The following is a 14,195-nucleotide window of genomic DNA, read 5'->3' as shown; positions in this document are numbered from 1 at the left end:
GCTTTGCAGTTCTTTCTTGAGTTCTTTTCGGGCTTTTCCTTCAAGCAGGCGGTTATAGGCATATCTCTTGCAGGAATTCCACTTTCGCATTAAGTTATCTACTACCTCGTTCTCCTCTGCCTTTGGAAATAACCGTGCCTGTATTGTTATGACTTGCTTCACGGCTTTCACCACACTTATAATTTTGTACAAGTGAACTTTATCCATTGCTGAGTAAGCATTATTGCACTATTCTGCATTATTTGGCTTAACTGTTGTTGCCTCCCTTCAGGTCCCTTCCGCCGCCGCTGCTTGGGCCATTGCTTCCCGTTCTTTTTCCCTTGGGTCAAACCGTTCCAGTACTTTCAATAAAGCATTGACCACTCTGGGGTCATGTTGCTGTCCGGCATTCCGTTCCAGTTCGCTCATTGCCTGTTCCTTGGTTAACGCCGCCCGATAGGGACGGTCCGAAGTCATGGCATCATACGTATCCGCCACAGCAATAATCCTGGCTCCGAGGGGAATTTTTTCCCCGGAAACTTTATCGGGATAACCGGTACCGTCAAACCGCTCGTGGTGGTGCCGGACCATCCCGGCGTATTGTTTTAAAAACGGTATTTCCTCCACGATTTTCGCACCCAGTACCGGGTGCTCCTGGATTAACTCTTTTTCCTCGGGATCCAGCGTTCCCTTTTTATTTAAAACGGTATCAAGGATACCGATTTTGCCGACATCATGTAAAAGCGCCATAAAACGAATATTTTCTAACTCATCGGGCTTCATCCCCATTTCCCGGGCAATTTCTACCGCCAGTTCAGAAACCCGCTCCGAATGGCCTTTGGTGTACGGGTCTTTAGCTTCAAGGGCAGCAACGAGAGCCCGAATGGTGGAAAGGTAGGATTCTCTTAAATCGGAGTAAAGTTTAAATACATAGCGGGCGATGAGAAGGGGGATGAAGAATAGTATAATACCAGGAATACCTATGGAATTATAAACTTGCGCCATTAAATATCCTAATATAGCAAGCAGAGCATAGTTTGGCAAAAATCCTTTAAAATTATCAATAAAAATAAATTTAAATGGTAAGTTTAATGTCAAACTAACAGCAGAACATACGAGAAAAACATTAATGATTAAATAAGCTATTGTAAAAATAAAAACATTTACAATGTTAAAATATGTATTTTTCATAAAAAGTGAAAAGAAATCATATATTATTCCTGCTATTGAAATAGTAATTATAATTTGGCCAGCATTAAATAAACGCTTCATTATTGAGAAACTAATTTCGTTTCTATTAAATTTACCTAAATCCAAAAGAAAAGAAACTCCAGCCAGCAATGCTGCAATTTTAAAATCAAAAATTAAAAATGCTGCTACATCGATGCCAAATCCAACTGATACATTTCCCCACTTAGGCATATTTATTGAAAGTTTTTCAGCAAATATTTCAATTAAAAGAAAAATAAATATATCAATGAAATTAAATTGTTGTATTTCTATTGTTTTAATAAAATATAAAGCTAAAATAAAACCAATAAATGCAATTGACATATTATAAAAAAATGCTTTTTTGCTTATCTTCATTATTTACTTCACCTCTAAACTTTTTTGAAAGACCGACATATCATACATCTTCTTAATTTTAGTAAGAAAATCTCGCACCACCGGCGATGATTAAGCTAACAATCGCCAGCAGAATTTTAACCACTCTTGCGGTCATGGTGAAAACGCCCTCCCTTACGAATAAGCTCTATCCGCCCTCGGCTAATCGGCAGACAGGCAGTATTCCGCTCGGGCTCGGCTTCGAAGCGCTTGCTTCGGTCTTTGGATATGTCGGTCCTTCCACCAGCAAAACACCTGCATTAAAGAAAAAATTTTATCTCTCTCTAAAATTTTATTTAAACTTTTATTTTTCTACAAAAAAGCGAAGTCTTCTATTGATAGCGGCTAAGGTTGCTTTAACTACCGCTTCCCTCTCATCCCCGTTGGCATAGGCCGCTCCTAAGTAGTTTTCCTCCTCCCGGCCCAAAATGGCAGCCACTGCCACCACCATCGCTTTTTTCCCTGATATGTAAAGTTCCTGAACATCCTCCACCACAAATATCCCGTTTTTATTTAAGAAATTTTCCACCGCACAAACGGTAGCTATAGCCAAAAGCCTTTTTCTATTTTGGGAGGTAGCGGGACCTTCCGCCGTCCCGGAAATCTTAGACTCCCCGATGGTTAATTCCACATTGACCCGCACTATACTTTGCTCCAAAGCCATATCGACTTTGGCTACCTGGGGTCGGATTTCCTCCCGGGAATCGTCTTCAGTATCACCGCCCTCCACCTGGGCAATACTGATTTTTTTATGGTCAATAGCAATATTAAAGGAAGCTAAAAGGGCAGATTCTACATCCCGTACTATCTGCTTGGGGCTTCGACTACTGCCGGCCAAAAGGTGAATTTCATCAACCTTCCCCTCCGCATCTAAAACCACCCGGGCCGCATTAACCCCTTTAATGCGCCCCAGCAAAACTTCCAGCTCCGCTAACTGCTCCTTGCTTAAAACAGCCACGCATACCCTCCTCTCATAACTATTAGATATAATTCTCTATAATCCGCAATTTTCCTGCATGCCGCCTCATAATATCTAAAAAATCCAAATTATCTTCAAAACTCCGTCCCCATTTTTGGTATTCATACCGCAAAAAAAGGGGACGGTTCTTTTTTAGGCATTTAGCCGCAAATCAGAACCGTCCCCAAATTAGGCATTAAAAAACCCTCCGCAGCGGAGGGTTTTTAGGGCAATTTATAGTTTTACGACGTCAGCCGCTTGCGGGCCCCGGGTGCCTTCAACAATGTTGAACTCTACCCTTTGGCCTTCTTCTAAAGTTTTAAACCCGTTGCCCTTAATGGCGGAAAAATGGACAAACACGTCGCCGCCATCTTCCCTTTCAATAAACCCGTATCCTTTGGCCGGGTCAAACCATTTAACTTTTCCTTGCATCGATCCAATGCCTCCTGAAAATTTATTCGGCATAAAGCCATGCTCTAACTTTAACACGTTTCCCGGCCTTTGTCAAATTTTTTAAACCTCCGGTTCTATTAAACCGTATTTCCCATCCCGCCGTTTATATACCACATTTATTTCCTCGGTATCCGCATTGGTAAATACAAAGAACGAATGCCCTAAAAGCTCCATCTGCATGGCCGCTTCTTCCGGTGACATGGGTTTTATCGCAAAACGCTTGGATTTAACAATTTTAATTTCATTATCCGGTTCAGGGGTAGTTTCGGCGCTTTGCTCCCCTGCTGCAATATTTTTATTATTTTTAAAGCGGGCGTAAAGCTTTTCTTTATATTTTTTGGCCTGCCTTTCTAACTTATCTACCACCAAATCTATGGATGAATACATATCGGGGCTTTCCTCTTCACCTCTAAGAAGGTATCCGGCTACCGGTATCGTTACTTCGGTTTTATGTAAATCCCCTTCCACCAAAAGCGTTACATGCACCACATCAATTTTCGGCAAATACTTTTCCAGCTTGGAAAGTCTCTTTTCGGCGTACTCCTTTAATGCAGGAGTGACCTCGATATTTTTACCCCGCACTTGAACATTCATGGAAATACCCCCTTTTTTATTATTTTAACCAGCAACCTTGAAAACCAGCTCCACACATTATAATTACTAAAAAACCCCAGAGACTATCCCTGGGGTTTAAATGCCCTTATAATTTTACGACATTTGCCGCTTGTGGCCCGCGGGCACCCTCCACAATTTCAAACTCCACCCTTTGACCTTCTTCGAGGGTTTTAAAACCCTTTTCCTGGATGGCCGAAAAGTGGACAAATACGTCGCCGCCATCCTCTCTCTCAATGAAACCGTACCCTTTCTTTGGGTCAAACCACTTAACTTTGCCTTGCATGAAACCAATTCCTCCTTAAAACTTTTTACTAAACGCAAGCCCCAAGCGACTCACGTTCTTTGTATTGAGAATAGCACTTTAACAATGTTTTGTCAATGACTAATTTATCTGTCGAAAAAAGTTGGAAAAAAATTTTTTGTGGAAAAGCAAAATTGTTGATATTGTGGATAACTCTGTTGATAACTACCAAAATCGGGGGTTTTGTTGTGGATAAGTTATTGGCAAATGAATTTTCAAAATTTTTTCTGGCATAATCCTTGCTAAAATGCTATTTTTTTACAGCAGTTGCCATGGTAATAACATAAATTTTGTCAGCTCCTGCCAGAAGCATAGTCCGGGTGCATTCCTGAGCGGTAGCCCCGGTAGTAAAAACATCATCAACCAAAAGAATCTTTTCCCTGCCGGTAAATCTTTCCTTTACCGCAAAGCTTCCTTTAAGGTTTTTTCTCCGCTCAAAATAACCAAGTTTAACCTGGGCCGGGGTATCTTCAATCTTGATAAGGATGTCACGGCCCAAGGGTAATTTTAACCGGCGGGCCAGGTTCTGGGCCAAAATCTCCGCCTGGTTGTAGCCTCTCTCTTTTAATTTCTTCCGGTATAGAGGTACCGGAACAATTAAGTCAAATTCCTCCCCAAGGTTTTTACGGCAGTGTTCTGCTAAAAGGTCATAGAGCTCCTCCCAGACGTACCTTTTATTTTTATACTTAAACAAAGCCATACTTTTTTTTACCGGACCGGTATAAGGGAGAAGACCGGAGGCTCTGGTAAAACTAAATAAATTTTTCCGGCAGTCAGAACAAAGCATTACTTCTACCGGTAAAATCCGCCCGCAAATTTGACATTTAAAGCGGGTTTTTTCTATAAACTCCCGGCAGCTTTTACAGAACTCCCTTTGGGGCATTGGCTTTTGGCAGAGGGGACAAACCCGGGGTTTGGGGTAAAAAAAATCTAAAAACATCACTGTCTCCTTTGGGTGGCTTTTTTATAAAGCCGCATTACCGAAGAAGTAATGGCTATCCCCAAAGCAATAGCCCCGGCACTAAAAAACGTTTGTAACCCCAAACTCACCCCTAAGCTAAAATCCTCCCGGATAAAAGCGGTAATAGTATCGTAGGCAAGCTTCCCCGGTACCAGCGGTATAAGGCCGGTAGTGGTAAAGATTATGGTTGGCTTTTTCTTGAGACGGGCTAAAATTTCCGAAAGTACCCCCACGGTAAGGGAACCAAAAAACACTCCGGCCAAAGGGGTCTGCCCCGCAATCGTATACACAAGATAACCTCCGGCTCCCGTTAATCCTCCGTAAAAGAGGCTTTCCATCGGCGCATTAAATAAAATACCAAAGAAAAAAGAAAGAAAAAAAGCATACAAAACGTCCATCTTCCCTACCCCATTTCTATGCTAAAAAAGCTAAAACCACCGCTGCACTGACCGCTAACGCAATAACCCTTAAAAACGCCTCAAGCCCCCGGGCCTGACTGGCTAAAAAGTCCCCGGCAATAGCATCCCGGATGGAATTAGTAATGCTCATCCCAGGAATAAAAGGCATGATACTTCCCACCACGGTAACCCCTAAGGAAATGGGATAAAACTTAGAAATTGCTACCACCATTAAAGTAGAAAGAAAGCCTCCCACCAAATCAAGGAAAAAGGGAAATAAACCAAGGTCCGGGATTGCTATTATAAAGCTCCGCACCAGCATAGCAATAAACAGGGATATCCCCATTTCCAAGCCCCGACCGCCAATCAAGCCGGTAGCAAAAAAGGCCCCTAAACCTGCTGCCAACACTTTTAACCACCGGGGATATTCACTTTTTTCCCGGGCTACTTTAGTAAGTTCGGCGATACCTTCCTCCACAGGAATATGCCGTCTGGCAAGGCGGCGGGAGAAATCATTGACTTTATCAATTTTCGTTAAATTAAAACCCCGGCTTTCTATTCTCCGGACAGTAGTAAAAACTTGCCCGTCATCGGTTTCAATAGCGCAAAAAATCCCGGTAGGAGTTACAAAGCTTTCCACGTATTTTACCCCGTAATTTTTAGCAATCCGGTCCATTACCTCTTCCGTACGGTAAATTTCCGCTCCGCTTTTAATCATTATTTCCCCTGCCAAAACCGTAAGCTTTAATACATCCAGATAGTTCATTTTCATCACCCTTTACTTTTTTCTTTCTTTTCTTCCCATTTCCTCCTTCCGCCGTTAAAAGGTATGATTTTTTTATTATTTTGCTGACCACTGACCACCAACCACCGACCACCGTTAAAAAGTATACATAACACAATCTCCAATTTTATTGACATTTTCTGGTGTAAACTCCTTTAATAAAGTTGAGCACAAGAATAAAGGAAGGGATTTTTATGTTAGAAATTTCAATAACTCCCCCGGCCACCATTGAACTGGTCCGTCAGAACATCCTCAAATACAAAAATCCTCTGGGGTTAAAAGGGCGAGAATTGACTTCGTGGGCCGAGGGACTTAACTTTTCCCATGACAGTGAATATCTTTTTTATACCGGCACCGAATACCAGATGCTCCCTTACATTGATAGTCTGGTAAAAGCCCTTAAAACCATGAACCAGTTAGGTTCAGGCAAAAAAATCCTTTTTGGCCTAAGAAACCTGGTGGATAAGTTTGGCTTTAACCCGGAAAAAATTTATGCCGGAATTTTAGCCAAAGACCAGGATAAAACCGCCAATATTCTTAGAAAACATGTACAAATTTTAAACTCCCTGGGCATTGTCCCCCAGTACTTGGGAGAAGAAGAGTTATACGCCGGAGCGCTTTTATACGAATACGGCTACTTAAATGACCTTCGGGAAATTGCCCGAAAACTTTCAGAAATTTTTAAGAGCCGGGGAATTAAAAAAATTATCGTTGCTTCTCCCCATGCTGCGGAAATGTTGCGGGAAGTTTATCCTGAGTTTGTTGACTTTCCCTTTGAAGTTTATACTATGCCGGAATTTTTAGCAGCTAATTTTGCTAAACTTTCCCCAAAAGCCCCTACGAAAAAAATCGTAATCCACGATCCCTGCCGGTTAGCCCGAGAACTCGATGTATTTGCCGAAATCCGGGAAGTTTTAAAGAAAAGCGGTAACGGCGAAGTAATAGAGCTTCCCCAAAGCGGTAAATTTACTACTTGCTGTGGTGGTGCTACCAAGCTTTTATTTCCGGAACTGGCAGAAGCTTTAGCCAAACAACGGGTTCATGAACTTGAAAAAAGCGGTGGTGAAGAAATAGTTACCGCCTGTCCTTATTGTTATTTTAACCTCTCCCAATACGCTAATCTTCCGGTGAAAGATTTGACCGAAATTCTTATTTAAAGAAGGTGAGATCAATGGTAGACCTGGAAAAAGATTTAGCCACCTTAGCAGAAACCTTGGTTAAGGCAGCTAACAACCCCAACATTAACTTAGCTTTAAGCCGGGCGGTAAAATCCTACCGGGAAAACGTAAATAAAGCTTTAAGCCGCTTTCCCCACACGGTAGAACGGGCTCGTGAAGTAAGAGAAATTAAACTTCAAGCATTATCCAACTTACAAGTTCTTTACGAAAAAGCCGCTAAAAGCATCGAGGAAAATCACGGCAAAGCTTATTTAGCCAAGGATGGTAGTGAGGCGTTAAAAATTGTTTCCGAAATTGTTGGCACCGGGAAATTAATCGTCAAGGTAAAATCGATGGTAGGTGAAGAAATCGGTTTAAGAGAACATTTAGAAGAGAGAGGAAATACCCTCTGGGAAACGGACCTGGGAGAGTTTATCCAGCAGCTCAGAAACGACCGGCCAATGCACATCCTCTCTCCGGCGATTCATATTCCCCGGGAAGAGGTGGCAAAGCTTTTTTCCGCTTTTTTTGAAAAAGAAATCCCTCCAGAGATTGCCGCAGAAGTAGCAGCCGTCCGGGAGTTCATGCGCGAGAAGTATTTTAAAGCTGACATCGGAATAAGCGGTGCCAACATTGTCGCTGCCGATACCGGTTCAATTTTTATTATTGAAAACGAAGGTAACGGCCGCCTGGCTACCGGTGCTCCTCCGGTGCATATCGTCATCGTTGGCCTGGAAAAACTTGTTCCCACCTTAGACGACGCTTTTAAAACGGCAGAAGTTACCTGGCGTTATGCCCAGTACACGGTACCGTCATACGTTAATATCATTAGCGGCCCCAGTAAAACCGGTGACATCGAAAAGGTTACCACTTACGGGGCCCATGGCCCGAAAGAATTTCACGTAATCTTTCTCGACAACGGCCGCCTTGCTCTTTCCCAAAACGAAACTTTTAAAGAAGCTTTGTTGTGCCTGCGCTGTGGCGGTTGTCTTTATGAATGCCCGGTCTTTTCTTTAACCGCCGGCTATTACGGCTATAAGTATTTAGGCGGTATCGGCTCCATTTGGACAGCTTTTGTGGCGGGAGGTATAGAAAAAGCAGCACCCCTGGCTTACGTTTGCCTTAGATGCGGCCGTTGCCAGGAGCGCTGCCCGATGAAAATTGACGTTCCCCGCATGACTTTAGCCTTAAGACAGATCCTTACCGGCAATCACCCGGGTTAATTCGGTTAACGATTTATTAAGTTCATCTAACTTTCCCTCAATCCTCACCAGTAAAAAAGCCGCTACTGCCATGGGAAAGCTGTAGTTGGCAAGCTGGCTAAAAAAATCCATTTTAAAACCTCCTTTTAAAAAAGCCGTGGCCTAAGCCACGGCTTTTTCTCTAAAATTCGGTTACAATTCGGTCCACAATCCGCGAGCCCTTAACTGCCACCAGGTCTCCGCCATTGGAAGTAAAAATGTTTTTCGTAACAATTAAGTTCATTACCGCATCAACTTCCGCCTTGGTAAGCCCTTCCTTTGGTTCTCGTACCCGAATCGTCACGTTTTTCCCCTGTTGATTGGTAAAAATCATCTCAAGGACCTTCATCCTTTAACCCCCCCGTTTAAACGTTATAAAGCAGTTCGGTATCGTTTCGGAAAACCCCGTTCAGCGGTAAACCGGTAAGTCCGGCTAAGGCTACCGCCACCGCGTACAGGTCTTCATTGATGGCCGCAGGCTTGATGTTATTGTAACTCCGAAAAGCATACACCGGATTTCCGCTTCCGTCATCCCCCGTAATTAATTTAAGCCGCAAGACCGTGTCCACCTTGTTGGCAATCACCGCCATAAAAATTCCTCCCTTCTGTTAGCGTTCAGCCGGCTGACATCAAAAAAAGTGCAGTCCACTTATTTGTTTTTTAAGGAGTGGTAATATTTTTTTAATTTTTTAAGAGCCCGTTTTTCCAAATCATAGGCACCGGCCGGGGTAATTTTTAAAATCTTTGCCACTTCACTTAAAGAAAGGCCCCGTTCATATCTTAAAACTATCAAGCTTTCCTGGCGGGGCGTTAAAACCCCCGGAGGAAAGTTAATCGTCAAATGCTCATCGGCAAAATGCTGCACCTCAACATGGTATTCCTCTAACGGCACTTCCTTGCCCCGTCTACCCCTTTCCGCCCGCAAAAGGGAATAAATCCTACCGTACACCATCTCCCGGACGTACTTTAAAAAATAAACCCCCCGCTCGGGGTCAAAGCGGTAAACACTTTCGATTACCGCAATCATCCCCTCCTGCATAAGGTCTTCCTCGGTTAGGTAGGGATTGCGATAACGATGAGCTGCCTTTTTAATGAGTGGCCGCAGGTAATTAAGGAGTTCTTCCATCCCTTCCCGGCTTTTTCTTGCTTTCTGCCACCTTTCTAAAAACCGATCCATAAATAGCCCCCTGTGGTTAAAGCCCGGGCTTTAAAATTTTAGCGCCAGGAAAAGAATAGCAAAAAGCCTCTAAAAAGAAAAAAACCGCCTTTTACCAAGGCGGCCTTTGACAACTACTGATTTTTGCGTTAAAATTATTGTTTATTGTTTTCTAATCTCCAACCTCTAACCTCCAACCTCCAAAAATAGTGGTATGTGGTTTGTCGTAGTGGTAAGATATAATTTTTTTACCGACGACCGACCATCCACCACCTACCACTTACCACCTACCACCTACGACTATTTTTAGTTTTGCTGGGCTATTTCCAACTTATCCAGGAAATAATCGTTTAAAATCCGAATGTAAGTTCCTTTCATTCCCAAAGACCTGGAATCAATCACACCCGCGCTTTCTAATTTTCTTAAAGCATTCACAATTACCGAACGGGTAAGGTGATATTGTTCCGCAAGCTTACTTGCCACCACAAAGCCTTCCACTCCATCAAGTTCGCTAAAAATCTTTTTCACCGCTTCAAGTTCCGAATAAGAAAGGGCGTCTAACGCTAAGCGAACCGCAGCTTTTTTCCTGGCTTCTTCTTCCATTTTTTCGCTGTTTAGCCTTAGAATTTCCAAACCCACCACGGTTGCAGCGTACTCGTACAAAATTAAGTCCTGAGCGTTAAACTCTTCCTGTCCCTTTTTGACCAGTAAAATCGTTCCCTGCCGTTCACCACCGCCAAAAACCGGTACAACGGTATAAGTAAGCCCATCTTCCCCTTTAATGTTATGATCCGTTTGATTGAAAGAAAACAGCCAATCCTGAAAATCCTGCTCTACCTGGCGCGTTTCTAAATCCCGTCCGTAAATTACCAACCCAACCAGATCCAGACGTTCATAATACCCCAGTATCTTTCTCCGGCCGATAATGTAAACACTGGCGTTTGAAATATCCCCAAGCATTTCCGCCAGTTCCATAAAGGGTTCCGGACGTTGGGGGCTCCGCTGGATAAAGCGGTTTAAGAGTCTTGTTTTTTCCAGTAAACTCAGCATATTACTACCTCCATTTTTTTATTTTACGGTAGTAATATTGCCAAATTTTTAAATAATTATACTTAATCCCTAAAAATTATTTACCATTACCACTTTATCCCTGCCCCGGTTTTTCGCTTGATACAAAGCTTTATCGGCTAAGCTTAACAGTTCCCGATACTCTTCAGCATCCTCCGGATAAGTTGCCAGTCCCATGCTAACGGTATATTTGACCTTTTGCCCTTGAAAAATTAAAACCCGCTCTTTAACTTTCTCCCGCAAACGTTCCGCTAAGAGATAGGCTTCCTTTTTCCCGGTCTGGGGTAGCAAAACAACAAACTCCTCCCCACCGTAGCGGGCACTTAAATCGGTCCGCCGGAGGGTATCTTTTAAAAATCGCCCAAAATCGTTTAAAACCAAATCTCCACAGTCGTGACCGTAAGTATCGTTTATCTTTTTAAAATAATCTATATCTAAAAGAACGATGGTGTAATTTAATTTATGCCTGCGGGAACGCAAATGCTCCTCATTAAGCCTTTCCAAGAAGTAACGCCGGTTATATAAGCCGGTTAACTCATCTTTCTGGGCAAGCTCCTTTAAACGTAAATACAAGTAGCCGTTATAAACCGCCAGGGCCACCTGTCCCGAAATATTTTCAAGACGCCTGAGCTGACTATGGGAATAGTTCTGCCCTTTTGGGGCCACTATTACCAGGTAACCAAAGACATCCCTGCGGTTTTGCAACGGTACCACCGCAATACTCCCTAATTGCGGGTGTTTTATTAAAGCAGCAGTTTTTCTATTTCCCACCTCGGAAAGCAGGGTATTATGAAACTCCGGTCCCGGTAGTTCGGGAAAATCGGTGTTTAAATAGCGGGGAATATATTTTCCCAGGGATTCGGAATAAGTATAAATGACCCCGGTATGGTAGGAAAAAGTATTTTTTAATTCCTGTAACATTGCTTTTAACATATCATCGGGAGTTTCCAGGCGGTGAAAGGTTCGGGAAATATTCCACAAAGTTACGTAGTCGAGGCTTTGGTTTAAAAGCTTTTGGTTTATTTTTATCACCAGATAAAAAGCTTCGGTAAGTAAAAGTCCAAGAAAAAGTGCTTGATAGAAATTTTTCTTAATTGCCTCGGTAAGCAATACTCCAGCGGTTAAGGTGAGAAAACAGTTTAAACCGTAATAAAAAATTTCTTCTTTAGTGGACCCCGCATTTTCTCCAAAGAAAGCTCTTAAAATCATAAAAACTGCATCTACCAGAATAAAACCTGCGGTATAGATTAGCACAAGAAAAAACTCTCCTCCGGGTAGGTACCCGGCCAAATAACTTCCCAGTAAAATGCCCAGGCTGTTTTTTGCTCCTTCAAAAAAATATCCCGGAAAAGTTTTTTCCTCTTTAGTTAAAAAGGAAGCTAATAATCCTGCAAGAAAACTTAATACTACAGCAAAACCTTTTCCCTTTAGTAGCAGGGTAACCAGGTAAATAACATAAGACCCCTTAATTTTGGAACCACAAATCTCTATGGCGGTAAGTTCTAAAATAAAACTAACCGTAAGAAGGGCAAAAAAAGCCCCCGGCGGCTGAATGCTACCTTTTAAAAGGTAAAATACCGTTAGAATAAATCCCGCTAATGAAACTATTACCCGCCAAATCTGCCAATAATTAACCCTGTGCATGCTGTAATTTTTCGACAATTTTTTGGTTTTTCCTGCCATATATTTTAAAAAAAGATAATATAGTTTTTCCTCTGAATTTCCTCCGGAAGCCCGTTAATTACCTGAAAACGCGAAGAAATTAGCGTACCGGTTAAATCTACAACTTTGGTCTCTATTGTCCCGGGAATTCGCTCTTTTAAAAAATCCAAAAGTTTTTCCGCCTCCGAAAGCCCCTTTAAATCGTTTACCACCAGCCATAAGTTTCGTTTCTTGCGAAAGTTTAAAGCTTCCCAAATTACCAGAAGGGCTGAAATCACCCCGTAAACAAAAAATCCAGCCAGGATTGCCTCCATCACCTCTGCCACCCCCCTTATACCGTATGCTAAAGGGGTTAAAAAAGTTAAAACCCTGGCCAGTTAATCTGGCCCAGGGTTCTGTTTAAAGTCCAGCTTCCATTCTTAAAATTTCTGCTTTATCAATTCTTTCCCAGGGGAGATCGATATCGGTACGACCAAAATGGCCGTAGGCAGCAGTTTGCTTGTAAATCGGCCGCCGTAAATCCAGCATCCGGATTATTCCTGCCGGACGTAAATCAAAGTGCTTTTTAATGAGCTCTACAATCTTTTCATCGGCAATTTTGCCGGTGCCAAAGGTATCCACCATGATAGAGACGGGCTTGGCCACCCCAATGGCGTAAGCCAGCTGGATTTCTATCTTATCGGCGATACCTGCGGCCACAATGTTTTTCGCCACATACCGGGCAGCATAAGCGGCAGAACGGTCCACTTTGGTGGGGTCTTTACCGGAAAAGGCTCCACCACCGTGGCGGGCCATACCACCGTAAGTATCCACAATGATTTTCCGCCCGGTAAGTCCGGCATCGCCTTGAGGTCCACCAATTACAAAACGGCCGGTGGGATTCACAAAATACCGGGTGTTTTCATCTAAAAGATGCTCCGGAATAACCGGTTTTACCACATGTTCGATAATATCCTTACGAATTTCCTCCTGGGATACATCGGGATGATGCTGGGTTGAAACGACAATGGTATCAACCCGTACAGGCTTATCACCATCATACTCTACCGTTACCTGGGTTTTCCCATCGGGACGAAGATACGGTAAAAGCCTGGATTTCCTGACTTCCGCCAGTCTCCGGGCAAGCCGGTGAGCTAAGGAAATGGGCATCGGCATAAGTTCCGGAGTTTCGTTGGTTGCATAACCAAACATCATACCCTGATCGCCGGCACCAATGGCTTCAATTTCATCGTCAGTCATTTCTCCGGTCTTGGCTTCTAAGGCCCGGTTAACCCCTAAGGCAATATCCGGCGACTGCTCATCTATGGAAGTGATAACGGCACAGGTATCACCGTCAAATCCGTATTTTGCCCGGGTATAACCAATCTCCCGGATTGTCTCCCGCACAACTTTTGGAATATCCACATAACAGCTGGTAGTAATCTCGCCAATAACCAGCACCAAGCCGGTGGTCACTGCCGTTTCGCACGCCACCCGAGCCTGAGGGTCCTGGGCAAGAATAGCATCCAACACCGCATCGGAAATCTGGTCAGCAATTTTATCCGGATGTCCTTCGGTAACCGACTCTGAGGTAAAAAGGCGTCTTGTCATAAAATCTCCTGGTCACCCAAACTGTACAAAACTATACAGTTTGAGGCTGGGCTATTTGTAGTCCGCCACCTCAAGGAGTGCCCATTCCCAGCAGGCGGTATTTAGACACTCCCATAGTCCCATCACCAAGTTATGGAACTTGCCGTAGCTTTCAGCCACCTTCTCCCATACCGCTTACAAGTATTCTCTTAAGCGGTGACAGGTCACGATATAATGGCCTGTCAAGGAGAGCTCCGGTCAGGAGGGCTACCCGCAAAACTCGCCACG

At 43.3% G+C, this 14,195-nt stretch carries 18 protein-coding genes and 1 pseudogene; 2 read left to right on the top strand and 17 right to left on the bottom strand.

All coding sequences use genetic code 11. The features are described 5' to 3' along the window. From CARFE_RS16765 to CARFE_RS0111800, 9 genes and pseudogenes are all read right to left on the bottom strand, one after another. A pseudogene (locus CARFE_RS16765) lies at positions 1 to 207 on the bottom strand (hypothetical protein); the annotation flags it as partial. 60 nt (positions 208 to 267) lie between these two features. Then, positions 268 to 1,566 carry an HD-GYP domain-containing protein gene (locus tag CARFE_RS15105; protein ID WP_051250306.1) on the bottom strand — a complete coding sequence of 433 codons (1,299 nt, stop codon included), beginning with the start codon at positions 1,564 to 1,566 and terminating at the stop codon, positions 268 to 270. 322 nt (positions 1,567 to 1,888) lie between these two features. Next, a complete protein-coding gene (locus CARFE_RS0111830; protein WP_028052893.1) occupies positions 1,889 to 2,542 on the bottom strand; it encodes a hypothetical protein in 654 nt (217 codons plus the stop codon). A gap of 234 nt (positions 2,543 to 2,776) precedes the next feature. Further along, positions 2,777 to 2,974, bottom strand: a complete 198-nt coding sequence (locus CARFE_RS0111825; RefSeq protein ID WP_011343105.1) for a cold shock domain-containing protein — start codon at positions 2,972 to 2,974, stop codon at positions 2,777 to 2,779. Between the two features lie 81 nt (positions 2,975 to 3,055). After that, positions 3,056 to 3,589: a ribosome hibernation-promoting factor, HPF/YfiA family gene (gene hpf / locus CARFE_RS0111820; RefSeq protein ID WP_028052892.1), complete on the bottom strand. Its 534-nt coding sequence runs from the start codon at positions 3,587 to 3,589 to the stop codon at positions 3,056 to 3,058. A gap of 106 nt (positions 3,590 to 3,695) precedes the next feature. Continuing rightward, positions 3,696 to 3,893 carry a cold-shock protein gene (locus CARFE_RS0111815; RefSeq protein ID WP_011343103.1) on the bottom strand — a complete coding sequence of 66 codons (198 nt, stop codon included), beginning with the start codon at positions 3,891 to 3,893 and terminating at the stop codon, positions 3,696 to 3,698. A gap of 268 nt (positions 3,894 to 4,161) precedes the next feature. Further along, on the bottom strand, positions 4,162 to 4,851 hold the full coding sequence (locus CARFE_RS15100) for a ComF family protein (RefSeq protein WP_051250305.1): 690 nt from the start codon (positions 4,849 to 4,851) through the stop codon (positions 4,162 to 4,164). Continuing rightward, positions 4,851 to 5,270: a threonine/serine exporter family protein gene (locus tag CARFE_RS0111805; protein ID WP_028052891.1), complete on the bottom strand. Its 420-nt coding sequence runs from the start codon at positions 5,268 to 5,270 to the stop codon at positions 4,851 to 4,853. Before CARFE_RS0111805 ends, CARFE_RS15100 begins: the two co-directional genes overlap by 1 nt. Before the next feature lie 16 nt (positions 5,271 to 5,286). After that, on the bottom strand, positions 5,287 to 6,036 hold the full coding sequence (locus CARFE_RS0111800) for a threonine/serine exporter family protein (RefSeq protein ID WP_161625141.1): 750 nt from the start codon (positions 6,034 to 6,036) through the stop codon (positions 5,287 to 5,289). A 212-nt stretch (positions 6,037 to 6,248) separates the two neighbouring features. Between CARFE_RS0111800 and CARFE_RS0111790 the strand changes: the two genes are divergently transcribed. Next, positions 6,249 to 7,211: a (Fe-S)-binding protein gene (locus CARFE_RS0111790; protein ID WP_028052889.1), complete on the top strand. Its 963-nt coding sequence runs from the start codon at positions 6,249 to 6,251 to the stop codon at positions 7,209 to 7,211. A 14-nt stretch (positions 7,212 to 7,225) separates the two neighbouring features. Further along, positions 7,226 to 8,434, top strand: a complete 1,209-nt coding sequence (locus CARFE_RS0111785) for an LUD domain-containing protein (RefSeq protein ID WP_028052888.1) — start codon at positions 7,226 to 7,228, stop codon at positions 8,432 to 8,434. On the opposite strand, the gene CARFE_RS16015 is transcribed toward CARFE_RS0111785, so the two are convergent. The 8 genes from CARFE_RS16015 to metK form a co-directional block, all read right to left on the bottom strand. Continuing rightward, positions 8,399 to 8,545, bottom strand: a complete 147-nt coding sequence (locus CARFE_RS16015) for a YvrJ family protein (RefSeq protein WP_084138937.1) — start codon at positions 8,543 to 8,545, stop codon at positions 8,399 to 8,401. The two genes, CARFE_RS0111785 and CARFE_RS16015, sit on opposite strands and share 36 nt — an antisense overlap. A gap of 49 nt (positions 8,546 to 8,594) precedes the next feature. After that, the gene (locus CARFE_RS0111775; RefSeq protein WP_011343093.1) at positions 8,595 to 8,801 is read right to left on the bottom strand and encodes a DUF2922 domain-containing protein; all 207 of its coding nucleotides are present in this window, start codon (positions 8,799 to 8,801) and stop codon (positions 8,595 to 8,597) included. Positions 8,802 to 8,817: 16 nt separating this feature from the next. Continuing rightward, the gene (locus CARFE_RS0111770) at positions 8,818 to 9,042 is read right to left on the bottom strand and encodes a DUF1659 domain-containing protein (protein WP_028052887.1); all 225 of its coding nucleotides are present in this window, start codon (positions 9,040 to 9,042) and stop codon (positions 8,818 to 8,820) included. Between the two features lie 59 nt (positions 9,043 to 9,101). Beyond that, positions 9,102 to 9,629: a sigma-70 family RNA polymerase sigma factor gene (locus tag CARFE_RS0111765; RefSeq protein WP_028052886.1), complete on the bottom strand. Its 528-nt coding sequence runs from the start codon at positions 9,627 to 9,629 to the stop codon at positions 9,102 to 9,104. A 285-nt stretch (positions 9,630 to 9,914) separates the two neighbouring features. After that, entirely contained in the window at positions 9,915 to 10,655 is a 741-nt protein-coding gene (gene codY / locus CARFE_RS0111755; RefSeq protein WP_028052885.1) for a GTP-sensing pleiotropic transcriptional regulator CodY, read from the bottom strand. A gap of 72 nt (positions 10,656 to 10,727) precedes the next feature. Further along, a complete protein-coding gene (locus CARFE_RS15750; RefSeq protein WP_161625140.1) occupies positions 10,728 to 12,338 on the bottom strand; it encodes a sensor domain-containing diguanylate cyclase in 1,611 nt (536 codons plus the stop codon). A gap of 26 nt (positions 12,339 to 12,364) precedes the next feature. Beyond that, entirely contained in the window at positions 12,365 to 12,655 is a 291-nt protein-coding gene (locus CARFE_RS0111745; RefSeq protein ID WP_028052884.1) for a hypothetical protein, read from the bottom strand. Positions 12,656 to 12,737: 82 nt separating this feature from the next. Next, positions 12,738 to 13,928 (bottom strand): methionine adenosyltransferase, encoded by a 1,191-nt coding sequence (gene metK, locus CARFE_RS0111740; RefSeq protein ID WP_011343086.1) that lies wholly within the window; start codon positions 13,926 to 13,928, stop codon positions 12,738 to 12,740. Between the last annotated feature and the right edge of the window lie 267 nt (positions 13,929 to 14,195).

Source organism: Carboxydothermus ferrireducens DSM 11255 (assembly GCF_000427565.1).
Taxonomy (GTDB): Bacteria; Bacillota; Z-2901; order Carboxydothermales; family Carboxydothermaceae; genus Carboxydothermus; species Carboxydothermus hydrogenoformans.
Note: the sequence above shows the minus strand (reverse complement) of the source record. Positions and strands in the feature narration are given on the sequence as shown.

Excerpts from the sequence above, each read along its gene's own strand:
- CARFE_RS15105 (WP_051250306.1), bottom strand. The coding sequence starts at position 1,566 with ATGAAGATAAGCAAAAAAGCATTTTTTTATAATATGTCAATTGCATTT.
- CARFE_RS0111825 (WP_011343105.1), bottom strand. The coding sequence starts at position 2,974 with ATGCAAGGAAAAGTTAAATGGTTTGACCCGGCCAAAGGATACGGGTTT.
- hpf (WP_028052892.1), bottom strand. The coding sequence starts at position 3,589 with ATGAATGTTCAAGTGCGGGGTAAAAATATCGAGGTCACTCCTGCATTA.
- CARFE_RS0111815 (WP_011343103.1), bottom strand. The coding sequence starts at position 3,893 with ATGCAAGGCAAAGTTAAGTGGTTTGACCCAAAGAAAGGGTACGGTTTC.
- CARFE_RS15100 (WP_051250305.1), bottom strand. The coding sequence starts at position 4,851 with ATGTTTTTAGATTTTTTTTACCCCAAACCCCGGGTTTGTCCCCTCTGC.
- CARFE_RS0111805 (WP_028052891.1), bottom strand. The coding sequence starts at position 5,270 with ATGGACGTTTTGTATGCTTTTTTTCTTTCTTTTTTCTTTGGTATTTTA.
- CARFE_RS0111800 (WP_161625141.1), bottom strand. The coding sequence starts at position 6,036 with ATGAACTATCTGGATGTATTAAAGCTTACGGTTTTGGCAGGGGAAATA.
- CARFE_RS0111790 (WP_028052889.1), top strand. The coding sequence starts at position 6,249 with ATGTTAGAAATTTCAATAACTCCCCCGGCCACCATTGAACTGGTCCGT.
- CARFE_RS0111785 (WP_028052888.1), top strand. The coding sequence starts at position 7,226 with ATGGTAGACCTGGAAAAAGATTTAGCCACCTTAGCAGAAACCTTGGTT.
- CARFE_RS16015 (WP_084138937.1), bottom strand. The coding sequence starts at position 8,545 with ATGGATTTTTTTAGCCAGCTTGCCAACTACAGCTTTCCCATGGCAGTA.
- CARFE_RS0111775 (WP_011343093.1), bottom strand. The coding sequence starts at position 8,801 with ATGAAGGTCCTTGAGATGATTTTTACCAATCAACAGGGGAAAAACGTG.
- CARFE_RS0111770 (WP_028052887.1), bottom strand. The coding sequence starts at position 9,042 with ATGGCGGTGATTGCCAACAAGGTGGACACGGTCTTGCGGCTTAAATTA.
- CARFE_RS0111765 (WP_028052886.1), bottom strand. The coding sequence starts at position 9,629 with ATGGATCGGTTTTTAGAAAGGTGGCAGAAAGCAAGAAAAAGCCGGGAA.
- metK (WP_011343086.1), bottom strand. The coding sequence starts at position 13,928 with ATGACAAGACGCCTTTTTACCTCAGAGTCGGTTACCGAAGGACATCCG.